Source organism: Microbispora sp. KK1-11 (assembly GCF_006874435.1).
Lineage (GTDB): Bacteria > Actinomycetota > Actinomycetes > Streptosporangiales > Streptosporangiaceae > Microbispora > Microbispora catharanthi.
In genome coordinates this window covers 206,268-226,855 of record NZ_VIRJ01000008.1, presented here as the reverse complement: position 1 = coordinate 226,855, position 20,588 = coordinate 206,268, and the positions used below count along the sequence as shown (strand labels likewise).

At 72.4% G+C, this 20,588-nt stretch carries 23 protein-coding genes and 1 riboswitch; of the genes, 6 read left to right on the top strand and 17 right to left on the bottom strand.

The window, feature by feature from the left end; all coding sequences use genetic code 11:
• From FLW16_RS14835 to menB, 9 genes are all read right to left on the bottom strand, one after another.
• Positions 1-444 (bottom strand): SRPBCC domain-containing protein, encoded by a 444-nt coding sequence (locus tag FLW16_RS14835; protein WP_142560585.1) that lies wholly within the window; start codon positions 442-444, stop codon positions 1-3.
• Positions 445-465: 21 nt separating this feature from the next.
• Positions 466-816, bottom strand: a complete 351-nt coding sequence (locus tag FLW16_RS14830; RefSeq protein ID WP_142560584.1) for a metalloregulator ArsR/SmtB family transcription factor — start codon at positions 814-816, stop codon at positions 466-468.
• The gene (locus FLW16_RS14825) at positions 813-1,274 is read right to left on the bottom strand and encodes an SRPBCC family protein (RefSeq protein ID WP_142560583.1); all 462 of its coding nucleotides are present in this window, start codon (positions 1,272-1,274) and stop codon (positions 813-815) included. The genes FLW16_RS14830 and FLW16_RS14825 overlap by 4 nt, the downstream gene beginning before the upstream one ends.
• A gap of 85 nt (positions 1,275-1,359) precedes the next feature.
• Positions 1,360-2,955, bottom strand: coding sequence for a helix-turn-helix domain-containing protein (locus FLW16_RS45940; RefSeq protein WP_142560582.1), 1,596 nt, complete (start codon positions 2,953-2,955; stop codon positions 1,360-1,362).
• Positions 2,956-2,962: 7 nt separating this feature from the next.
• Entirely contained in the window at positions 2,963-4,282 is a 1,320-nt protein-coding gene (locus tag FLW16_RS14815; protein WP_142560581.1) for a serine hydrolase, read from the bottom strand.
• Between the two features lie 73 nt (positions 4,283-4,355).
• Positions 4,356-4,922, bottom strand: coding sequence for a DUF1203 domain-containing protein (locus FLW16_RS14810; RefSeq protein ID WP_142560580.1), 567 nt, complete (start codon positions 4,920-4,922; stop codon positions 4,356-4,358).
• Positions 4,923-4,977: 55 nt separating this feature from the next.
• Positions 4,978-5,619 (bottom strand): DedA family protein, encoded by a 642-nt coding sequence (locus FLW16_RS14805; RefSeq protein ID WP_142560579.1) that lies wholly within the window; start codon positions 5,617-5,619, stop codon positions 4,978-4,980.
• Between the two features lie 127 nt (positions 5,620-5,746).
• Entirely contained in the window at positions 5,747-7,396 is a 1,650-nt protein-coding gene (gene menD / locus FLW16_RS14800) for a 2-succinyl-5-enolpyruvyl-6-hydroxy-3-cyclohexene-1-carboxylic-acid synthase (protein WP_142560578.1), read from the bottom strand.
• A 133-nt stretch (positions 7,397-7,529) separates the two neighbouring features.
• Positions 7,530-8,360, bottom strand: a complete 831-nt coding sequence (menB, locus tag FLW16_RS14795; RefSeq protein WP_142560577.1) for a 1,4-dihydroxy-2-naphthoyl-CoA synthase — start codon at positions 8,358-8,360, stop codon at positions 7,530-7,532.
• Between the two features lie 108 nt (positions 8,361-8,468).
• Between menB and FLW16_RS14790 the strand changes: the two genes are divergently transcribed.
• From FLW16_RS14790 to FLW16_RS14780, 3 genes are all read left to right on the top strand, one after another.
• Positions 8,469-9,602 carry an AMP-binding protein gene (locus FLW16_RS14790; RefSeq protein ID WP_142560576.1) on the top strand — a complete coding sequence of 378 codons (1,134 nt, stop codon included), beginning with the start codon at positions 8,469-8,471 and terminating at the stop codon, positions 9,600-9,602.
• 40 nt (positions 9,603-9,642) lie between these two features.
• The gene (locus FLW16_RS14785; protein ID WP_142560575.1) at positions 9,643-10,026 is read left to right on the top strand and encodes a hypothetical protein; all 384 of its coding nucleotides are present in this window, start codon (positions 9,643-9,645) and stop codon (positions 10,024-10,026) included.
• A gap of 166 nt (positions 10,027-10,192) precedes the next feature.
• The gene (locus FLW16_RS14780) at positions 10,193-11,578 is read left to right on the top strand and encodes an RNA polymerase sigma factor (protein WP_142560574.1); all 1,386 of its coding nucleotides are present in this window, start codon (positions 10,193-10,195) and stop codon (positions 11,576-11,578) included.
• A gap of 106 nt (positions 11,579-11,684) precedes the next feature.
• Here FLW16_RS14780 and FLW16_RS14775 read toward each other — a convergent pair whose 3' ends face one another.
• Entirely contained in the window at positions 11,685-12,137 is a 453-nt protein-coding gene (locus FLW16_RS14775) for a hypothetical protein (RefSeq protein WP_260615272.1), read from the bottom strand.
• A gap of 142 nt (positions 12,138-12,279) precedes the next feature.
• On the opposite strand from FLW16_RS14775, the gene FLW16_RS14770 reads away from it, so the two are divergent.
• Together FLW16_RS14770 and FLW16_RS14765 are read left to right on the top strand one after the other, a co-directional pair.
• Entirely contained in the window at positions 12,280-12,855 is a 576-nt protein-coding gene (locus tag FLW16_RS14770; protein WP_260615271.1) for a TetR/AcrR family transcriptional regulator C-terminal domain-containing protein, read from the top strand.
• A 323-nt stretch (positions 12,856-13,178) separates the two neighbouring features.
• Positions 13,179-13,379 carry a DUF5999 family protein gene (locus FLW16_RS14765; protein ID WP_079313908.1) on the top strand — a complete coding sequence of 67 codons (201 nt, stop codon included), beginning with the start codon at positions 13,179-13,181 and terminating at the stop codon, positions 13,377-13,379.
• Here the strand turns inward: FLW16_RS14765 and FLW16_RS14760 are convergent.
• Positions 13,376-13,978: an alpha/beta family hydrolase gene (locus FLW16_RS14760; protein WP_142560573.1), complete on the bottom strand. Its 603-nt coding sequence runs from the start codon at positions 13,976-13,978 to the stop codon at positions 13,376-13,378. The genes FLW16_RS14765 and FLW16_RS14760 overlap by 4 nt on opposite strands.
• 93 nt (positions 13,979-14,071) lie before the next feature.
• On the opposite strand from FLW16_RS14760, the gene FLW16_RS14755 reads away from it, so the two are divergent.
• Positions 14,072-14,482 carry a hypothetical protein gene (locus FLW16_RS14755; protein ID WP_142560572.1) on the top strand — a complete coding sequence of 137 codons (411 nt, stop codon included), beginning with the start codon at positions 14,072-14,074 and terminating at the stop codon, positions 14,480-14,482.
• 13 nt (positions 14,483-14,495) lie between these two features.
• Here the strand turns inward: FLW16_RS14755 and FLW16_RS14750 are convergent, their stop codons facing one another.
• The 6 genes from FLW16_RS14750 to FLW16_RS14725 form a co-directional block, all read right to left on the bottom strand.
• On the bottom strand, positions 14,496-15,035 hold the full coding sequence (locus FLW16_RS14750; RefSeq protein ID WP_142560571.1) for a hypothetical protein: 540 nt from the start codon (positions 15,033-15,035) through the stop codon (positions 14,496-14,498).
• 91 nt (positions 15,036-15,126) lie between these two features.
• Positions 15,127-17,952 carry an aminomethyl-transferring glycine dehydrogenase gene (gene gcvP, locus FLW16_RS14745; RefSeq protein WP_142560570.1) on the bottom strand — a complete coding sequence of 942 codons (2,826 nt, stop codon included), beginning with the start codon at positions 17,950-17,952 and terminating at the stop codon, positions 15,127-15,129.
• Positions 17,953-18,134: 182 nt separating this feature from the next.
• Positions 18,135-18,226, bottom strand: a riboswitch (glycine riboswitch).
• A 23-nt stretch (positions 18,227-18,249) separates the two neighbouring features.
• On the bottom strand, positions 18,250-18,396 hold the full coding sequence (locus FLW16_RS46180) for a hypothetical protein (protein WP_396686302.1): 147 nt from the start codon (positions 18,394-18,396) through the stop codon (positions 18,250-18,252).
• A 201-nt stretch (positions 18,397-18,597) separates the two neighbouring features.
• Positions 18,598-19,215, bottom strand: coding sequence for a MerR family transcriptional regulator (locus tag FLW16_RS14735; protein ID WP_240809230.1), 618 nt, complete (start codon positions 19,213-19,215; stop codon positions 18,598-18,600).
• 155 nt (positions 19,216-19,370) lie between these two features.
• On the bottom strand, positions 19,371-19,841 hold the full coding sequence (locus FLW16_RS14730) for a bifunctional nuclease family protein (RefSeq protein ID WP_139577972.1): 471 nt from the start codon (positions 19,839-19,841) through the stop codon (positions 19,371-19,373).
• 76 nt (positions 19,842-19,917) lie between these two features.
• Positions 19,918-20,574, bottom strand: coding sequence for a MerR family transcriptional regulator (locus FLW16_RS14725; protein WP_142560569.1), 657 nt, complete (start codon positions 20,572-20,574; stop codon positions 19,918-19,920).
• Between the last annotated feature and the right edge of the window lie 14 nt (positions 20,575-20,588).

The window sequence follows — 20,588 nt, the reverse complement described above, 5'->3', positions numbered from 1 at the left end:
TCAGTGCCAGTCGCTGATCTGCACGTCCCGGGGCGCCGGCGCGCCCTCGCCGGTCTCCACCAGGGACTTCAGGCTCATCAGGAAGGTGGCCCACTTGGTGCTGCAGTGGTGCATGAACTCCACGGGCTCCTTCCAGCCCTGGTGCCTGAACAGCACGATCGTGTAGTCGCCGTCCTGGCGGAGGTCCCAGTCGATCGTCGTCCCGATCCATTCCTCGGGGCCGTCGGCCACCCGCCACGCCACCCGCTCGGACGGACACAGCTCGACGACCTCCATGTCGAAGCCGCCGGGCGGGAACCGGAACTCGAGCACGCCGCCGACGTCGCCGCTCCCCTTCGTGTCGTCGGTCCACCAGCCGGCGAGGCCCTCGACGGTCGTCAGCGCGTCGTACACCTTCTCCGGCGACGGGGTCTTGACCCCGATCCTGTGCAGGATGTCTGCCATCTTCGGCTCTCCTTGGTCTCGTCAGTCCTGCTGGGTGCGCTGGATCGCCTCGGCGATCCGCTTGATCCGCCGCAGCCGGGCGTCCCACGCCGCACCGACCGACGACAGCTGGGCCACCGCGCGGGCGAGCTGGGCGTCGTCCACCCGATACCGCTTCTCCCGGCCCGCCGGCGTCCCCCTGACCAGGCCGGCCCGGTCGAGGACGCCGAGGTGCTTGGCCACCGCCTGACGGGTGACGGGGAGCCGCTGGGCCAGCGAGGTCGCGGTGCCGTCGCCCTCGATGAGCAGCAGGTCGAGCATCCGGCGCCGGGTCGGGTCCCCGATCGCCGACCAGAGGTCGTCGTCGACGTTCTCGGCCGCCGTGGCGCTCACGGCCGCACCCGCAGCGTCGCGACGTACGGCGCCAGCCGCGGCAGGTAGAAGTCCCAGCCGGTGACGTGCTCCCGGTACTGCTGCTCCAAGACGGCGACCTCCCAGCCCATCTCGCGGAAGCCGGACTCGGTCATCTTGAGCAGCGTCCCGCCGCCTGAGGGGGTCAGGTCGAAGGTGACCAGCAGCGAGTTGCCCTCGGCCGCCACCTCGCCCGCCGGGTGCGTCCAGCGGAACGAGAACGTCCGCGGCGGCCGAACGTCGACGACGGTGAACGACACCACCGCCCCGCCGGCGTCGCGGTCACCGAAGACGATCTCCCCCGCCGCCCCGGGCGCCGGCTCGTACCGGGCGTCGTCCGGCCACCACTCCTTGAGGTGGCCGGGACTGCTCACCACCTCGAAGACGATCTCCGGTGACGCGTCGATGTAGATCTCGCGCTCGATTGTGCCGAACTCCACGTCAGCCTCCTGCAACGTTTGGTTGCACGTGAGACTATCCGGGAGCACGCCATTCACGCAACCATCGGTTGCGTGTTGGCTCCCGCTATCGGCCGAAGATCCGCATCTGGAGCATGACGCCGAGCCGCGCGTCGGGGTCGGACAGGTCCAGCCCGCCGATCTCGGTCAGCCGCTTGAGGCGGTAGCGGAAGGTGTTGGCGTGCACGTGGACCCGCGCGGCGGCGGCGTTGACGTCGCCGAAGGCGTCCAGGTAGGCCCGCAGGGTGGCGACCAGCTCGCTGCCGTGCTCGGCGTCGTACGCGAGCAGCCGCTCGTACGGCCCGGTGGGCGCCTGCTTCTCCGCCCTGACCAGATCGGACAGCTGGAGCAGCAACGCCTCGAAGTGCACGCTCGTGTACCCGGCCACCTGGCCGGAGGCGCCCCTGGCGCGCAGCACCCGCAGCGCCCGGTCGGCGTCGGCCCGCGACCGGGCCACCTCCGCGAGGTCGGCCGCCAGGCGCCCCACGCCGATGTTGGCCGCGTGCCGGGGGCCGACCCTGGTCAGGAAGCTCTCCGCCACGCGTACGGCCCGCGTCTCCTCCTGCCCGCCGGCCTGCAGGGGCAGCACGGCGTAGGCCACCGAGCCGACCAGCGCTGCGGCGGCCCTGGGGTGGATGGCCCCGACGTGCAGCGCGAGGGCGTCGCAGAACCGCTGCCTGTCGCCCTCCAGCCGGGCGGCGTCGTCGTAGGTCTCCTCGGTGAGCTGGGCCGCGAGCACGCACAGCCGCTCGCTCGCCACGCCCAGCCGGCCCGCCGCCTCCGCCGCGTCGCGGCCCCCGGCCAGCACGGTCGACAGCAGGTCGGCGCGCAGCCGCCTGCTGGTGTCGGCCCCGGCGCGCTGCCGCAGGAGCTCCAACGCGACGATCTTGGCGGCGTCGGCGAGGGCGCGCCGCCGCTGCTCGCTGAGCGGCTCGCGCACCGCGGCCCAGATGGAGCCGAGGATCTCGTCCCCCGAGCGGACGGCCACCGCCGCCCGGTTGATCCCCTCGTCGTCGAGCTCGATGTAGATCGGCTCGCGGCTCTGGTAGAGCCGGCGGAACACGCCCCCTTCCTCCAGCATCCGCCGATACCGCTCCGGCACCTGCCGGCCGAGCACGGTGGCCACCCGCCCGGGGTCGGCCTCCTCCTGCCGCTCGGAGTAGGCCAGCACGCGCGAGGAGCGGTCCTCGATGGTCACCGGCGCGTCCAGCAGCGCGCACACGGCGTTGGCCAGCGAGAACAGGCCGTCCGGCGGGGGCTCTCCCGGCTCTGCGAGATCGCCTTCACCCCGGAGCTCGGCCAGCAGGGAGCGCAGCAGCGCCGCCACCTGGGCCCAGGAGGCGGCGCGGGTGAGGCCGAGCACGGCGACCCCGGTCTCCAGGACCTTCGCGCGGAGCGGCTCGTCCACCTCCACCGGCTGCTTCACGACGATGCCGGCCGCCGGGCCGGCCGCGTCGAGCAGGGCCCGGATCCGCTCGGCCGAGTCCACCCCGACGGCGAGCACGAGAGCCCCCTCCTGCTGCAGCGGCTCGTCCAGGGGGTCGTAGATGTGCACCCCGGTGACCTCGGCGTCGAGGTCACCGGGTGAGGCGGCCACGTCGAGCACGGTGCTGCCGAGGTCCTCAAGGACCCGGCGCAGGCTGGCCCGTGGCCGTGCGCTCATCCCCGCCTCAGCCGACCCTGGGCGTGGCCCGCGCGCCGAGGTGGACGTACGGCGTGCCGTCGTCGAGCCGGAAGAACACCGCCGACCACCAGTCGGGCTGCCCCTGCGGGCGGCCGACGAAGGTGACGTCGTCCACCGGCACGAGGTCGAAGTCCATGGGCGGCTGCGCGCCGGCGAGGGCCCCGGTGGCCTCCATGTGCGTCGCGAGCGCTCCGTCGCGCGCGGTCATCGTGATGCGCATGCCGGCCCGCTCGTAGACCCCGGCGTACCGCGCCACGTCGGTCTCGTACGGCTCGGCCGGCGGGCCGAGCACGGGCGGGACGGTCAGGCCGAGCAGGTCGGCGAACAGCTCGGTGGCCACGGCGTGCTGGAAGGCGCCGGTCTGGCCGCCGTTGGCCAGCACGCACACGACCGTGCCCGCGTCGGGCACCGCCCAGAGCATGGCCGCCTGGCCGATCGTGTTGCCGCCGTGGGAGATCACCCGGCGGCCGCCCCACTCGTCGAGGATCCAGCCGATCCCCCACTGCCGGCCCAGCGTGTGCGGGTTGGGGACGTCCACCTGCGGCTCCCACATCGCCCGCGGGTCGGCCAGCAGGCCGCCTTCGAGGTGGGCGCGGGCGAACGCCACGACGTCGGCGGCGCGGGCGCAGATCAGCCCGGCGGGCCCGGCCGAGCGCATCAGGCCCCACATCGGCGCGGGCGCGCCGCCCATGTGGCCCATGGCCGCGCGGAAGCGCAGGACGTCCTCCGGCAGGGTCCAGGTGTGGGTCAGGCCCAGGGGTTCGACGACCTGCTCGCGCAGCGCGGCGTCCCACACTTTGCCGGTCAGGCGCTCGACCGCCCGGCCCGCGACGGACAGGCCGGAGTTGCAGTACGAGTGGGTGGCGCCGAGCGGGTGGATCTGCGCGAGGTCCGCGCACGCCTCGACGTACTTCTCCAGGCAGTCGTCGCCCCTGCCGGTGTCGAGGAACAGGTCGCCGTCGATGCCCGAGGTGTGCGACAGCAGGTGCCGGAGCGTGACCGTCTTGGACACCTCCGGGTCCGCGACCCGGAACTCCGGCAGGATCTCCCGCACCGGGGTGTCGAGGGTGACCCGCCCCTGCTCGGCCAGCAGCATGATCTGCGTCGCCGTCCACAACTTCGTGATCGAGCCGATCTGGAAGAGCGAGTCGGGGGTCGCCTCGACGCCGGTGGCGACGTTGAGCACGCCGGCGGCGGACTCGTGGACCTCTCCCTCGTGCAGGAAGGCCAGGGTCGCGCCGGGCACCTCGTACTCGGCGATCAGCTCACCGAGCCGGGTGTGCCATCGTCCTGCCACGTCAGCCATCGGAGGGGGTCCTTTCGTCGCCGGGCCGTTGCCCGAACGCTAGGCGTCCTTTCCCGCCGCTGCTTCGTTCACCTCAACGAACCGGCGCGTCGCTCGTAGTGGGATTCTCCAACACGTCGCGCCGTACCTCGAACAGGAAGCAGCCGAACTCCACGGCCCGCACGTGGATCACCGCCGTCTCCGGGTCCTCAAGCAGGGTGTCCAGCAGGATCGACGCCGCGACGGGGTCGGCCGACTGGTGCGCGTCCACGAGGTGCCCGTTCAGGATGGACCCGTCGGCGCGGTAGGTGCGGAAGACCCGGCGCGGCCCGCCCATGGCCGCCGGGTAGCCGGGCCCTGTTTCCGGCCGCGTTCCCGGCCGCGTTTCCGGCCGGGGTCCCCCGCACGGCTCCTCGTGGACGAACACCGGCCCGACCTCCTCGTACGCCCCGGGGTCGGCGCCGGTCTCCAGCGCCCAGCGGCGCAGCGGCGCGTAGGCCGCGAGCAGGACCGCCTCCCCCGGCCGGGAGCGGCGCAGGCAGCAGCGCAGCGGGTTGCCGCCCTCCTCATCGACGATCCGGCGCGGCGCGCGCCCGGCGTCGTCGGTCTTCCTGAGCTGGTCAAGCACGTCGGGCGCGATGGCCCTTATCTCGAACGCCATGCCCTCATCGTGGCCGTGCGGCCGTCCGGAGGGCTGGCGGAAAACGGACGGCGCGTTACGAGGCGCTGACGGTCTCCGGCACGGTCTCCTCCTCGCTCGCGGCCTTGGCGGCCTTGCGCTTGAGCCACAAAGTGGAACCGATGCCGACCAGGACGGCGACCACCAGCCCCACCCAGGAGAAGCCCTTGAGCCACTTGTCGGCCACCACGCCCAGGTAGTAGATCGCGGCCGTGGTCCCGCCTGCCCACGCGACGCCGCCGAGGACGTTGGCGACGAGGAAGCGCCAGTACGGCATGTGCAGGGCCCCGGCCAGCGGCCCGGCGAGGATCCGCAGCAGGGCGATGAAGCGGCCGAAGAACACCGCCCACATCCCGTGGCGGTTGAACATGTGCTCCGCCCTGGCGATGTGCGCGGGGCCGAAATGCTTGGGGAAGCGCCGTCCCAGCCGGTCGAACAGCGCCCGTCCGCCCTTGCGGCCGATCAGATAGCCGATGGAGTCCCCCACGATCGCGCCGCCGCTCGCGCAGAGCCCGACGACCATCGGGTCCACGACCCCTCTGGACGACAGCAGCGCGGCGCTCACCAGAACGATCTCACCCGGGAGCGGGATGCCCAGGCTCTCCAGCCCGATGACGGCGCCCACGAGCACGTAGACCCAGACGGACGGGATGGTCTGCAGCCACTCGTCGACGTGCATCTCACTCCCTCAACGCGGTAACAGCACCCATTCTGCCGTCGCCCGGCGGGTGCGACATCCGCCGAAAGGACCAACGCGGGTAACCCGGGAGAATGACGGGCGTGCCCCGCCTCCGTCCGGAAGGCGATCAGTCGCGCATGGCCGCGCGCACGGCGTCGCGCATCGCGGCATGGACGGCCGCGTTGCTCACCCGGTCGGTGCGCGCCTCCACGATGCGCAGGCCGTCCCCCTTGATCGCCCTGGACAGTTCCTCCGGGTCCTCGACCAGCGCGTACGGCAGGCCGCTCGCGGCGGCCAGATAGCCGAGATCCACCCCGTGGGGAGTGCCGAAGACCCGCTCGAACGGGTCCTCCAGCGCGGCCTGCGGCAGCAGCGAGAAGATCCCGCCGCCGTCGTTGTTCACCACCATGAGGCACAGGTCGGGCCGGGGCTCGCGCGGGCCGAGGATCAGGCCGTTCTGGTCGTGCAGCAGCGTGAGGTCGCCGATCAGCGCGTACGCCGGGCCGTTGTGGGCGAGCGCGGCCCCTACGGCGGTGGAGACCAGGCCGTCGATGCCCGACGCGCCCCGGTTGGCCATCAGCCGCAGCCCCCGCCGGGGGCGCATGGCCTGGTCGAGGTCGCGGATCGGCATGGACGACCCGCAGAACAGCAGCGAGCCGTTGGGCAGCACCTCGGCGAGGTCCCTGGCCAGCCGCGGCTCGGTCAGCCCGGAGGAGTCGAGAACCGCGTCGATCGCGTCGCGGGCCACGTGGTCGGCGTGCCGCCAGGCGCGCAGCCAGGCGTCCCCGCCGGCCGCGATCGGGATCTCCACGGCCTGGGCCACCTGCGTCGCCGAGCGGGTGGGGTCGGGCCACCGGGTCAGGTCGGGGGCGACCACGATGTGCTCCTCGGCCCGGCGCAGCCACGACAGCAGCGGGCGCGAAAGCCCGGGGCGGCCGAGGGTGACCACGACGTCGGGCCGGTGGGCGTCGGCCCACTCCTGATCGCCCAGCAGGAAGTGGTAGGTAGAGATCGCGTGGTCGCCGTACCGGCCGCCGCCGTTGGGCTCCGACAGCACGGGCCAGCCCGCCATGCCCGCGGCGGCGACGTATCGCCGCACGTTGGCGGCGCCGTCGCCGACGACCAGCACGCCGCGCCGGGTCGGCGGGATGTGCAGGGCGGCGGAGGGCGGCGCGACCCGCGCCCGGAACCACGCGCCGGAGGCGTCGCCGTCCAGCGGCTCGCACCAGCCCGCGTCGCCGTCGGGGATCAGCGGCTCGCGGAAGGCCACGTTGAGGTGGACGGGCCCGGGGTCCGGCGGCCCGGCGGCGCGCTGGCAGGCCCGGCACACCAGCGACCGCCAGTAGGCCACCTGGCCCGGCCGCTCCTCGGGCACGCCGACCTCGGCGAACCAGCGCACGGCCGAGCCGTACAGCTTGACCTGGTCGATCGTCTGGTTGGCGCCGGTGCCGCGCAGCTCGGGCGGCCGGTCGGCGGTCAGCAGGAGCAGCGGAACGCCCGACTCGGACGCCTCGATCACGGCGGGGTGGAAGTTGGCCGCCGCCGTGCCCGAGGTGCAGATCAGGGCCACCGGCCGCTCGGACCGCTTGGCCAGGCCGAGCGCGAGGTACGAGGCCGACCGCTCGTCGAACCGCACGTGCAGCCGCACCCGCGACTCGGCGTGCGCGGCGAGCGCCAGCGGCGCGGACCGGGAGCCCGGGGCGAGCACCACGTCGGTGACCCCGCAGCGCACCAGTTCGTCGATCAGGACGGTCGAGAGAGCGGTCGCCGGGTTCACCGCCGCGCCTCCAGAACGCCCAGATTCAGAACGCCCAGGCCGGCCCGGTTCCTGTCCACCCGCCCGTCTCCTCCCGTTCCCGGAGCCGCAAGCGTACGGCAAATCGGAGAGGCCGCCGTCATCACGCGGCCCTCTACGGGCGGCGGGGGAACTTCGAGAAGTCCGGCTTGCGCTTCTCCTTGAACGCGTCGCGGCCCTCCTGGGCCTCCTCGCTCATGTAGTAGATCAGCGTCGCGTCGCCGGCGAACTGCTGCATGCCGGCCGCGCCGTCGGTCACCGCGTTGAGCGCGCCCTTCAGCATGCGCAGCGCGAGGGGCGACTTCTCCAGCAGCTCGCGGGCCCACTGGACGGTCTCCTCCTCAAGGCGCTCCAGCGGCACCACCGCGTTGACCAGGCCCCACTGGAGCGCGGTCTGGGCGTCGTACTGGCGGCACATGTACCAGATCTCGCGGGCCCGCTTGAGGCCGACGGTCTCGGCGAGCAGCCAGGAGCCGTATCCCCCGTCGAACGAGCCCACCTTGGGGCCGGTCTGGCCGAACCTCGCGTTGTCGGCGGCGATCGTCAGGTCGCAGCAGACGTGCAGAACGTGGCCGCCGCCGATGGCGTAGCCCGCCACCATGGCGATGACCGGCTTGGGGCAGCGGCGGATCTGCACCTGCAGGTCCAGGACGTTGAGCCGGCCGATGCCGTGGGTCTTGTCGTCCACGTAGCCGTCGTCGCCGCGGATCTTCTGGTCGCCGCCGGAGCAGAACGCCTTGTCCCCGGCGCCGGTGAAGATGATCACACCGACCTCGGTGTCCTCCTGGGCGCGGTTGAAGGCCTCGCGGAGCTCGAACAAGGTCGTGGGCCGGAAGGCGTTGTGCCGCTCGGGGCGGTTGATCGTGATCTTCGCCATCCCCTCCGCGGTCTCGTAGATGATGTCCTCGTACTCACCCGACCGCTTCCAGTCGACCCCGCTCGTCACACCCGCTCCTTCGTCGTCGCCAACCAGGCGGTCGCCTCCGGCCACCGCGCCGGGACTAACCTTACGACCGTGCTCAGCCGTCCAGGACACCGCCCAAGGCAGCGACCCGTGCACGCTCTCGTCCTGCCTCCGGGGCCCGCCCTCTCCGAGGCCGTACGGCAGGCCCTGACCGGCGACGGGCCCGCCGTGCTGCCGCTGTCGCCCGACCTGCCGCGGCCCGCGCTCGAGGCGACGCTCGCCGCGCTGCGCCCCACCCACGTCGTCACCGCCGACGGCGTGCGGCGCGAGCCGGACGGTGAGCCGTCCGACGCCGCGCTGATCATCGCGACCTCCGGCTCCACGGGCGCCCCGAAGGGGGTGGAGCTGACGGCCGAGGCGCTGCTCGCCTCGGCCCGCGCCTCGCTGGCCAGGCTCGGCGCCCGCGAGGGCGACCGCTGGCTGTGCTGTCTGCCGCCGTCGCACATCTCCGGCGCGCAGGTGCTCGTCCGGTCGCTGCTGTGCGGCACCGAGCCGATCATGCACGCGCGCTTCTCCCCCGACGAGGTCGCCGCGAGCGGGGCGGACCACGTCTCGCTGGTCCCGACCCAGCTGCGGCGGATGCTGGACGCCGGGGCGGACGTCGCGGCCTTCCGCACGATCCTGCTCGGCGGGGCCGCCGCCCCTCCGGGCCTGCTGGCCGAGGCCCGCGCAGCGGGGGCCAGGATCGTCACCACGTACGGCTCGAGCGAGACGAGCGGCGGGTGCGTGTACGACGGCGTGCCGCTTGACGGAGTCGAGGTCAAGATCGGCGGCGACGGGCGGGTGCGGATCGCGGGCCCGGTGCTGTTCTCGGGTTACCGCCTGCGCGAGGAGCGGCCCTTCGAGGGCGGCTGGTTCGTCACCTCCGACCTGGGCTCGATCGAGGACGGACGGCTCACCGTGCTGGGCCGGGCCGACGACGTGATCAACACCGGCGGCCGCAAGGTCGTGGCCGGCTCGGTCGCCGAGGTCCTGGCCGGGCATCCGGCCGTACGCGACGTCGTGGTGGTGGGCAGGCCCGACCCCGAGTGGGGCGAGATCGTGGTCGCCGTCGTGGTCCCCCGCGACGGCGGCGAGGTCACGCTCGGCGCGCTGAGGGCCTTCGCCAAGGAGCGGTTGCCCGCCTACGCCGCGCCGCGCGCCGTCGAGCTGGTGTCCCAGATACCGCTCCTGCCGAACGGCAAACCCGATATGGTCGAACTCAAGAACCGGAACCGCGGATGACCTTCGTGCGTCTGTAAGAGCAGGGGGAAGGGGACGCCGCATGCAACCGATCCGCCTCACACCGGCCCACAAGATGATGGCCTCCGCCGTGCTCGTCGGCGTCGTCATCGTGGGCGGAGCGTCGGTCACGGCCGCCGCCTTCGCCGGCCGCCTGGACGACGTCGCGAAGGTGGGCGACGCCCCCGCCGCCAAGCTCGGCCCGGCGGCGGGCGGTCACGGAGGATCGGTCGAGGTCACCCCCGACGATCCCGGCCACGGCGACCTCACCGGGTCGCGATCCACCCCCGAGGTCGACCCCGACGTGGTGCTGAAGGAGCTCACGGACGACCCGGACGGGGTCGCCGACTACTGGACGTCCGAACGCATCCAGGGCGCGAATCCCATGCCAGTGCCCCAGGTCAGCGTCAGCATCATCCCCGACTGACCGGCCCGCCCGGGCGAGTCCGGCAGCCTCCCCCGCGGGGTGAGGGAACAAACCGGGCGCGAGAGCGTTATTGATACTGGTGCGCTGAGCCGCCGGACGCCGCGCCCCGATCGCAAGCATCAGAACCTCGAACCAACCATGAACTCCGCAAGGAGGAGGTGTCCTCATGCCCCGGACCGCCGTGGCGGCCTCGCCCGAGCGCGAGGCGACCCCGACGACGCTCGACCTGCTTCTGGAGCGAGGCCGTGCACAGGGTCGCCTTTCCCTGTCGGAGCTGCGCGAGGCCTTCGCGAAGGCCGGCGTCAGCCCCGTCGAGGGCCGCTCGATCCTGCGGGAGCTCACCGAGGCGGGCGTGAACCTGGCCGCCGAGCACAGCGCGGAGAACGAGCCGGGCGCGCAGACCGATGCGGCAGCCGAGACGGGGGCGCGGACCCCCGCCAAGGCGCCGGCCAGGAAGTCCCGCCGGGCCGCCCAGGCCGCGGCGCAGGCCGCCAAGAACGCGCCGTCCACCAGGAGCGCCGCGAAGAAGACGGCCAAGGCCGCCGACGAGGAGCCGTACGACGAGGAGCCGCAGGCCGACGAGGCCGAGGCGGAGGACGGCGAGACGCTCGACCTCGACGACACCTCGTCGGTCATGGGCGACTCGGTCCACACCTACCTGAAGTCCATCGGCCGCCGCACCCTGCTCACCGCCGCCCAGGAGGTGGAGCTGGCCAAGCGCATCGAGGCCGGGCTGTACGCCGAGTACAAGCTGGAGACCGCGCTCGAGAACGGCGAGCACCTGCCCCCGCACGTGCGCGAGGACCTGGAGTGGGTCATCGAGGACGGCAGGCGGGCCAAGGACCACATGCTGGAGGCCAACCTCCGCCTGGTCGTCTCGGTGGCCAAGAAGTACACCGACCGCGGCATGGCCCTGCTCGACGTCGTGCAGGAGGGCAACCTCGGCCTGATCCGCGCCGTCGAGAAGTTCGACTACACCAAGGGCTACAAGTTCTCGACGTACGCCATGTGGTGGATCCGGCAGGCCATCCAGCGCGGCTTCGCCGACTCGGCCAGGACGATCCGGCTTCCCGTCCACGTGCTGGAGATGCTGTCGAAGCTGTCGCGCGTCGAGCGTGACATGCACCAGCGGCTCGGCCGGGAGCCCACGCCGGAGGAGCTGGCCGTCGAGCTGGACAAGACCCCGGACCAGATCGAGGAGCTGCTGCGCACCAGCCGGCAGCCGATCAGCCTCGACTCGACCATCGGCGAGGACGGCGAGACGCGCATCGGCGACCTCATCGAGGACGTCGACTCCCCCGAGGCGTCCGAGGTCGTGGACCGGCAGCTGCTGGCCGAGCAGCTCAAGGGTGTGCTGAGCAACCTGTCGCCGCGCGAGGCCAAGATCATGAGCCTGCGCTTCGGCCTGGCCGACGGCAAGCCGCACACGCTGGACGAGATCGGCAAGCACCTGGGCCTGACCCGGGAGCGGATCCGCCAGCTGGAGAAGGAGTCGCTGTCCAAGCTGCGCCACCCGAGCAACACCCGCCCGCTGCTCGACTGGGCCAGCTGAGATTCGTGCCGGCTGAGATTCGTGCTGGCTGAGACTCGGACCGGCTGATTCAAATATTCGTACGGCCCGCACCCCGATGGGGTGCGGGCCGTACTGCTGCGTGCGGTCAGCGGCCGGCGGCGGCCAGGCCCTTGCGCACGTCGCGCGGGGTCAGGCGGGCGGGGTCGCCCGTCTTGGAGGCGCGGGGCACCCGGGGGATGCCGCTGAGGCGGTGCGCCTCGCGCAGCGTGCGCAGACGGTTCACCTCGTCGGTCCACAGCGCGCCGTCGGGGGTGGCCTTCGCCTTGCGCCGGGCGATCCTGCTGTCGTAGGACTTCACCCCGAAAGTGGCGCGCTGGCCCGCCTCCGCGGCGCGCAGCGCCTCGGTCAGGGCGGCGTCGAGGCCCAGAGCCGCCTCACGGAGCTCGGGGAGCGGCGCGCCCGCCGCCTTCGCCTCCTGGAACCGCCGCTGCGCCACCCGGACCTTCTCCAGCACGTGGTCGAAGTCCTTCCGGATCTCCAGATCCGCGTGGTAGCGGACCTCCGCCTCCCGGCTCACCCGCGGACGGAAAAACGCCATCGTCAGCCCCTTCGGTATCGAACTCGCGCGATCGGACTCGCGCAATCGAACTCGCGTCGCAGTCGGTAGCGTACGCGCTCCACACGGAGGCCCGCACCGCAGGGTGCGCCGCCCTTTACGAAGTAAGGATCGATATGGCAGCATGATCGCCGTGCCTGCCAAGCGACCACCCGTCCCCCTGTCCCGCGAGCGGATCATCGACGCCGCCCTGCACATCGCCGACGGCCAGGGATTGCGCCGGCTGACCATGCGCCGCCTCGGCGACGCCCTCCAGGTGGAGGCCATGGCGATCTACCACCACCTGCCGCGGGGCAAGGATGCGCTGATGGACGCCCTCGCCGAGCACGTGACGACCGTGGAGGTCGATCCGGCCGCCGCCGCCACCTGGCAGGACAGGGCGCGCGCCTGGGCCCGCGCGAGCCGTGCCGCGCTGCTCGAACACCCGGGCGTGCTGTCGCTGGCCCTGACCAAGCCGCCGAAGGGGTCGGCCCTCATCGCGATCGGGGAGCAGACCGAGCAGTTGCGCGAGGCGGGGGCGGGTGACCCGGCCGGAGCGGTCCGGGCGCTACGGGCCTACGTGTTCGGCAGCGTGGCGGTGGAGGTCCAGCAGTCGGGGTGGGCCGATCCGGACGCCGAGGTGCGCGACGCGCGCACCGCCGAGGGCGAGCGCGACTTCGAGCACGGCCTCGACGCGCTGATCGCGGGCCTCGGCGGCTGAGACCTGCGAATTTCCGGGCCGTCCGCATCGGTCGCGTTCGCTGACCGGAATCTGTGATCTCTCGGTTACCCGCCCGACGGCGTGTCGAGGCCGGACCGTTGCCTCCAATGGGGCATTCTTGTGTACTAGGTCACATCAGTGTGCGTGAGCCTGCTCGGGGTGCGGCCGGGTCCCCTGCCCGACCGGCGGAAATGCTCCGAACGGACTATGTCGTACGGATGCGGCCGAGCCGCAAACTGGTGTAGTCCAGTGTGGTGTGCGTCATACCCCACGGACACCCGGAAGACAAAAAGAGCGAACGATAAAGACACGGAGCCCCGGCGATGTGCCCTCATGAACCGGCCTGTCCCAGTGCGGATGCAAAGGACCGAGAAGCCGCCCGCACGATAGCCTGTCACCCTGAGCAGGGCTGGAGCCTGCTCTGCAACGGCGTCGTGCTGTTCGAGGACACCGGCGAGCTGCTGCCCGACGGCGGCGTCATCGCGCCGCACCGCCCCACCGACATGGCCATCAGCGCGGCCTAGCCCTCCGCCGGTGGAGGGGAAAGCAGCCACCGCGCCACCACCTCGCCCACCCGGGCGGGGTCCTTCTTGAACTCGTGCCCCTCCCCCGGGAGGACCACGAGACGTGCGGCGTCCTTCTCGTCCGGCACGCCGAACGGATCCCGATCCCCGTTGACCACGAGCACGGGGATCCCCGCCTGCCGCAGTTCTTCCGCCCGTGACCGTTCCGGCTTGCCCGGTGGGTGGAGCGGGAACGCGAGCGCCACCACCGCCTCGGCCCCGGCGGCACGCGCGGTGCGGCAGGCGACCCGCGCGCCGTTGCTCCGCCCGCCCTGGACGAGCGGCAGGCCCGGGTGGCGCTCGCGGAGCGCGGCGACGATCGACAGCCACGCCTCGTCCTGCTTGACCGCCGACCCCGGCGCCCGCGCGCCGCGCAGCCGGAAGGGCTGCGTCACCCGTGCGACGGTCCCCCCGATCGCCAGCACCGCGTCCCGTACGGCGAGCAGGTCGGGGGCGTCCACACCTCCCCCGGACCCGTGGGTCAGGACCAGCAGCAGCCGGGGATCGGCCACCTCGTCCACCTCGGCCACAGCGCGGCCGTGCGGGGTCTCGATCTCCATGCGGGTGACGGTAGCGGGTCCGACCGGAGCAGGAGGAGGCGACCCTCCGATCGGAGGATGGCACGCGCCCGCGAAAGGGGCCAGAATGTCACGGTGACGGACATCGCATCGCAGCAGCCGCCGCCCGCGACCGGGCACCCCGTCCCTCCGCCGCCGGCGGCCCCCTCGTCCCGCGAGGACCTGCGCGCCGTCATGGCGGCCCGCCGCGACCTCGGCCCCGAGTACGAGGACGCGCTGGTCGACTCGTTCCTCGACAAGCTCGACGTCGAGATCGCCGCACGGATACGCAACGAGGTGGCGGCCCAGCTACGTCACCAGCCGCCCGGCCCTCCGGTCAAGCAGAAGGACAGCGCCGTGGGCGTGGCCATGGGGTCGCTGGCCCTGGGCATCCCGCTGACCGCGATCGCGGTGGCGAACGCGGGCCTCGCGGGCCTGCTCCTGTCCTGGGGCGGGATCATCGCGGTCAACTTCGCCTACGCCGTCAGCCGGCGCTCCCAGCGCTGAGCGGTCCGGCGGTTCAGCCCTCGACGCCCTCCATGGCGGGGCGCACGTCCCGCCCGAGGCGCAGCCGCACCTGGTCGGCCAGCGCCTCGTCGGGGTGGTCGAGGCCGTAGCGCCACACGGTCTCCGCGTCGGCGTCGCGGCCCCGCAGCGGCAGCGTACGGGCCAGCAGTTCGATCGCGAGCGCCCCGGTGCCGGCGTCGGCCCCCTCCTGGCGGCTGTCCTCCACGGCCCCGGCGAACTGCGCGCACGCCATCTCCAGGTGCGCCATGCCGAGCAGCACCCGCAGGCGCGCCGGGTCGGCCACCGCGCTGACCGACAGCGCCTCGAGCAGGACGTCGGCGGCCCGCTCGGGCTCGCCGTCCTCCAGCAGCCGCTCGGCCATCCGCTCGACCACGACGGACAGGCCCTCGCCGGCCTCGCCGCGGTCCGGCGCGTCCTCGTCCGCGGCGAGTTCCGCGAAGATCGCGGCCGCGCCGTCGAGGTCGCCGCTTTCGGCGAGCCGGCGCGCGTGGTCGAGCCGGTCGGACCGCCGCCCGGAATCGATGGCCGTCATACAGGGGCCTCGCATGGTCGCAGGTGATGAGAAACGATCACCGCGATCTTAACGAGACCGGCCGCCGGGCGGGGCCGACATACCCAACTGATCAGTCCTCGTACGCCTCGAGGGGCGGGCAGGAGCAGACGAGGTTGCGGTCGCCGTACGCCTGGTCGATGCGGCGCACCGGCGACCAGTACTTGTCGTCCCGCAGGCCGGGCACCGGGTAGGCGGCCACCGCCCGCGAGTACGGGTGGGTCCACTCGTCGGCGGTGAGGCACTCGGCCGTGTGCGGGGCGTTGCGGAGCGGGTTGTCGGTCTTGTCGTACTCTCCCGACGCCACCTTCGCGATCTCGTCCCGGATGGCGATCATCGCGTCGGCGAAGCGGTCGAGCTCGGCCAGGTCCTCGCTCTCGGTCGGCTCGATCATGAGCGTCCCCGCGACGGGGAACGACATCGTGGGCGCGTGGAAGCCGTAGTCGATCAGGCGCTTGGCCACGTCGTCCACCGTGACACCGGTCTCCTTGGTGATCTGGCGCAGGTCGACGATGCACTCGTGGGCGACCAGGCCGTCCCTGCCGGTGTACAGCACCGGGTAGTGCGGCGCCAGCCGCCGGGCCAGGTAGTTGGCCGACAGGATCGCCTGCTCGGTCGCCTGCCGCAGCCCGTCGGCGCCCATCATCCTGACGTACGCCCACGAGATCGGCAGGATGCCCGCCGAGCCGTACGGCGCGGCCGACACGTGCGCCGGCAGGTGCTCGGCGAGGTGGGCCTTGACCGCCACCGGGCCGACGCCGGGGCCGCCGCCGCCGTGCGGGATGCAGAAGGTCTTGTGCAGGTTCAGGTGGGAGACGTCCGCGCCGAACTCGCCCAGCTTGGCCAGGCCCACCAGCGCGTTGAGGTTGGCCCCGTCGACGTAGACCTGCCCGCCGGCCTCGTGCACCCGCTCGCAGATCTCGACGATCGTCTCCTCGTACACCCCGTGGGTGGACGGGTAGGTCACCATGATCGCGGCGAGCGCGTCGCGATGCTTGTCGATCTTGGCGGCGAGATCGGCAAGGTCGACGTTGCCGTTGGCGTCGCAGGCCACCACGACGACCCGCATGCCCGCCATGACGGCGCTGGCGGCGTTGGTGCCGTGCGCGGAGGACGGGATGAGGCACACGTCACGCCCGTCCTCGCCCCTCGATCGGTGGTAGGACCTGATCGCCAGCAGCCCGGCGAACTCGCCCTGGGAGCCCGCGTTCGGCTGGATCGACACCCGGTCGTAGCCGGTGACCTCGGCCAGCCAGCCCTCCAGCGTCGCGATCAGCTCGGCGTACCCCTCGGCCTGCTCCGACGGCGCGAACGGGTGGATCGAGGCGAACTCCGGCCAGGTGACCGGCTCCATCTCGGTGGTCGCGTTGAGCTTCATCGTGCAGGAGCCCAGGGGGATCATCGAGCGGTCGAGCGCGATGTCCTTGTCCTGCAGCCGCCGCAGATAGCGCAGCATGGCCGTCTCGGACCGATAGGAGTGGAACACCGGGTGGGTGAGGAAGTCCGAGGTCCGCTGCAGGTCGGCCGGGAGCGCGTCGGAGGTCACCCGGTCGAGGTCCTCGACCACGAGTTCGGACGCGCCGAACGCCGCCCAGACCGCCCGCAGGTGGTCCGTGGTGGTCTTCTCGTCGCAGGCGACGCCGACGTGGTCGTCGTCGGCCAGGCGCAGGTTGACGCCCCGCTCCGCGGCGGCGGCCACGACCTGGGCGGCCCGCCCGGGCACGCGGGCGAGCACGGTGTCGAAGAACTCGTCGTGGACGACCTCCACGCCGCCCTCGCGCAGCCCGGCGGCCAGGACGGCCGCGTGGCGGTGCGCCCGCTGGGCGATCCTCCTGAGGCCCTCCGGGCCGTGGTAGACGGCGTACATCGACGCCATGACGGCGAGCAGCACCTGCGCGGTGCAGATGTTGCTGGTGGCCTTCTCCCGCCGGATGTGCTGCTCGCGGGTCTGGAGGGCCAGCCGGTAGGCCGCGCGGCCGTCGGCGTCCACCGAGACGCCGACCAGGCGGCCCGGCATCTGCCGCTGCAGGCCCTCGCGGACGGCCATGTACGCGGCGTGGGGGCCGCCGTAGCCCAGCGGGACGCCGAAGCGCTGGGAGGAGCCGACGGCGATGTCGGCGCCCTGCTCGCCCGGGGACTCCAGCAGGGTCAGCGCCAGCAGGTCGGCCGCGGCCACCAGCAGCGCCCCCTGGGCGTGCGCCCGCTCGGCGACCGGGCGGAAGGACGTCACCCGGCCGCTCGCGCCCGGATACTGGACGAGGACCCCGAAGCACTCGGGCAGCTCACCGGCGAGGTCGGACTCCACCAGCGTGATGCCGAGCGGCTCGGCGCGGGTCGCCAGCACGGCCTTGGTCTGCGGCAGCGCGTCGGCGTCCACCACGAACACGTCGGTCTTCGCCTTGCTCGCCCGCCGGGCCAGCGTCATCGCCTCGGCCGCGGCCGTCGCCTCGTCGAGCAGGGACGCGCCGGCGACGTCGAGGCCGGTGAGGTCCGACACGACCGTCTGGAAGTTCAGCAGCGCCTCCAGCCGCCCCTGCGAGATCTCCGGCTGGTAGGGCGTGTACGCGGTGTACCAGCCGGGGTTCTCCATCACGTTGCGGAGGACGACACCCGGGGTGATCGTGTCGTAGTACCCGAGGCCGATCATCGGGGTCAGCACCCGGTTGCGGCCGGCGAGGGCGCGCAGCTCGGCCAGGGCCTCGGCCTCCCCCACCGCCTCGGGCAGGTTCAGCGGGCCGCGCGTGCGGATGGCCTCGGGCACGGCCACGGCGAGTAGGTCGGCCACCGACTCGTAGCCGACGGCCTCCAGCATCCGGGCGCGGCCGGCCTCGGAGGGGCCGATATGACGGGTGGCGAAAGACGGAGCGGAAAGATCGCGAAGCGTGGACCGATCGGTCATGACAGGGGCCTCCTGGGCGGGTCGAGACCTGCGGCGACCGCCCGTCGCCCTGCGTGGCGCGGCCGGTCGTGAAGCGGTCTCCCCCTCTGTCATCGGACCTGAGAGCTTCACCGGGCCGTCGAGCCCGGCTTTCCCCTTCGGTGAGGCGCCGCCTGGCCGGCGGGCCTGCTTTTCAGAGTCGCCTCGTCCGTGCGGTACGGATGCCTGAGAGATTCCGGGGAGGTTTGCTCCTTCGGCGCCCCTGTAAGCCAGGGGTCTCTCCCGCACGAGGTCGTCGGCCGTGTCCCACTCTACCCGTTACCCCGGATCCGCCCGACTCGCACCCGGCGCGAGATCGGCGCCGAGACCGGCCCGGCGGGCGCGGACGATGGCCTCGGCCCGGTCGGCGACCGCCGGCTTCGCGAAGATGGCGGCGATGTGGTTGCTGACCGTCTTGCCGCTGATGGCCAGGTGCCGGGCGATCGCGGGGGTGGACCGTCCGCCGCGATGAGGTCGAGGACCTCCCGTTCACGCGCGGTGAGCTCGGGAAAGGGCTCAGGAGCCGGCGCACGGGAGGCCCCGCCGCGAAGAAGTCGATGATCCGGCGGGCCGCATTCGGGCCGAAGACGGCGTCGCCGCCCTGCAAGCGCCCGCCCGGGCATCCGCTCAGCCGGTCCTGCGGGCCTTTCTCCGGCGGGCCAGCTCGTCCGACGGATGGTCCCCCTCCGCATCCGGAGCGGCCTCCGCGCGCTCGCCCGGAAGCTCGGCCAGCGATCCCTCGACCTCCCGCCACACCCGCCCGAGCGCGATGCCGAACACGCCCTGGCCGCCCTGCAGCAGGTCGATCACCTCGTCGGCGCTCGTGCACTCGTAGACGCTCACGCCGTCGCTCATCAACGTGATCTGGGCCAGGTCGTTGACGCCGCGGTCGCGCAGATGCCGTACGGCGGTGCGTATCTGCTGGAGGGAGACCCCTGTGTCCAGAAGACGTTTGACGACCTTCAGGACGAGGATGTCGCGGAAGCTGTACAGTCGCTGAGACCCGGATCCCTGGGCGGCCCTTATCGTCGGGAGCACCAGTTCGGTCCGGGCCCAGTAGTCGAGCTGCCGGTAGGTGATCCCGGCAGCCGCGCACGCCGTGGGGCCGCGGTATCCGATGCCCTGGGGCAGCGCCGTCGGCTGCTCGTCGAACAGCAGACCCTGTTCGCCGGCGCGCTCGCGCGCCGCCTGCCGAACCGGGTCGTGCTGGCCGGCCGACTTACCCTCGCCGCTGCTGACCGCCACTGCGGACCTCCGGCTTTCTCTCATCCCACGGTCTGATCTGGGGGTTCGTGAATTACAACCGTGGTTTCCCTTGCACCGTAGGACCGGGGCCATCGTCAGTCAACGACCCCGTCCGGCGCGTCGTGAAGCGTAATCTCCCGAAATCGTCCGGCACGTCAGCCCGCCCGGCCGAAGTCTTCCGGTGTGATTTTGTCCAGGAACTCGCGGAACTTTTCCACTTCGTCTTCCTGGTCGTCGGGCATGCTCACGCCCGCCTCCTGGATCACGTCCTCACTCGCGTAGATCGTCGCACCCGTACGCAACGCCAGCGCGATCGAGTCCGAGGGACGGGCGCTGACCTCCACGCCGTTGGAGAAGACCAGATCGGCGAAGAAGATTCCATCGCGGAGCGCGACGATGTTGACGGTGCGCAACCGCACCCCCAAGGCCTCAAGAACGTCACGGAACAAGTCGTGGGTCAGCGGCCGGGGCGGCGGCTCCTCCGCCTGGGCCAACGCGATAGCGGTCGCCTCGGTCATGCCTATCCAGATCGGCAGGTACCGATCACCGCTCGTCTCCTTCAGGAGAACGATCGGCTGGTTGGTGGGCATCTCAACGCGAACCCCCACGACCTCCATCTGCAACACGGGCGGCTCCGTCTCAAGCGTCGCGGCATATCACCAGGCATTCAACGTAACACCCACGGAGGTGCGGATGTGCCGGTCACCGCCCCAGAACGCCGCGAACACTCCCACGCAGTAACGCATTGTGCAGTTCCTGGAGAAGTCCGGAGATCTCCCGGGCGGTCTCGTCCGCCTCCGCGATCGCCCCCGGCGCCTTGCGCCGCAGCAGCGGCGCCACCGCCTGCTCGATGAGACCGGCCTCCCGCTCCACCGCGGCGCGGACCGCCCTCAGGTGCCGCGCCTGCAGGCCGAACCGCGCCAGCGCCCCCACGCTGCGCGCGACCTCCAGCGCCTCCCCGTCGTAGCGGCGCGCCACGGGAGCGACCAGGCCGAAGCTCTCCATCTCGGCCAGGGTCTCCTCGTCGATGCCCGCGGCCTCGATGAGCTCCTCCCGGCTGAGACGCACGGGCGGGGCGCCGTCGGACACGGCGTGCGGACGGGCCGCCTGCTCGTCCAACTGATCCTTGATCACGCGGAGCGGCAGGTACTGGTCACGCTGCGCACGCAGGATGTACCGCAGGCGCTCGACGTCGTTGAAGGTGAACTTGCGGTACCCCGACGGGCTCCGCTGGGGCTCGATCAGCCCCTCACCCTCCAGAAACCGGATCTTGGAGACGGTCACGTCCGGGAACTCGCCCTGCAGCAGGGCGAGCACTTCCCCGATGCTCATGAACGCCCGTACGGCCTGCGCGCTCATGACTCCTCCTCCTC

Coding starts and splice junctions, on each gene's coding strand:
- FLW16_RS14835 (WP_142560585.1), bottom strand. CDS start 444: ATGGCAGACATCCTGCACAGGATCGGGGTCAAGACCCCGTCGCCGGAG.
- FLW16_RS45940 (WP_142560582.1), bottom strand. CDS start 2,955: ATGAGCGCACGGCCACGGGCCAGCCTGCGCCGGGTCCTTGAGGACCTC.
- FLW16_RS14815 (WP_142560581.1), bottom strand. CDS start 4,282: ATGGCTGACGTGGCAGGACGATGGCACACCCGGCTCGGTGAGCTGATC.
- FLW16_RS14810 (WP_142560580.1), bottom strand. CDS start 4,922: ATGGCGTTCGAGATAAGGGCCATCGCGCCCGACGTGCTTGACCAGCTC.
- FLW16_RS14805 (WP_142560579.1), bottom strand. CDS start 5,619: ATGCACGTCGACGAGTGGCTGCAGACCATCCCGTCCGTCTGGGTCTAC.
- FLW16_RS14785 (WP_142560575.1), top strand. CDS start 9,643: ATGCAACCGATCCGCCTCACACCGGCCCACAAGATGATGGCCTCCGCC.
- FLW16_RS14780 (WP_142560574.1), top strand. CDS start 10,193: ATGCCCCGGACCGCCGTGGCGGCCTCGCCCGAGCGCGAGGCGACCCCG.
- FLW16_RS14775 (WP_260615272.1), bottom strand. CDS start 12,137: ATGGCGTTTTTCCGTCCGCGGGTGAGCCGGGAGGCGGAGGTCCGCTAC.
- FLW16_RS14770 (WP_260615271.1), top strand. CDS start 12,280: ATGATCGCCGTGCCTGCCAAGCGACCACCCGTCCCCCTGTCCCGCGAG.
- FLW16_RS14765 (WP_079313908.1), top strand. CDS start 13,179: ATGTGCCCTCATGAACCGGCCTGTCCCAGTGCGGATGCAAAGGACCGA.
- FLW16_RS14760 (WP_142560573.1), bottom strand. CDS start 13,978: ATGGAGATCGAGACCCCGCACGGCCGCGCTGTGGCCGAGGTGGACGAG.
- FLW16_RS14750 (WP_142560571.1), bottom strand. CDS start 15,035: ATGACGGCCATCGATTCCGGGCGGCGGTCCGACCGGCTCGACCACGCG.
- gcvP (WP_142560570.1), bottom strand. CDS start 17,952: ATGACCGATCGGTCCACGCTTCGCGATCTTTCCGCTCCGTCTTTCGCC.
- FLW16_RS14725 (WP_142560569.1), bottom strand. CDS start 20,574: ATGAGCGCGCAGGCCGTACGGGCGTTCATGAGCATCGGGGAAGTGCTC.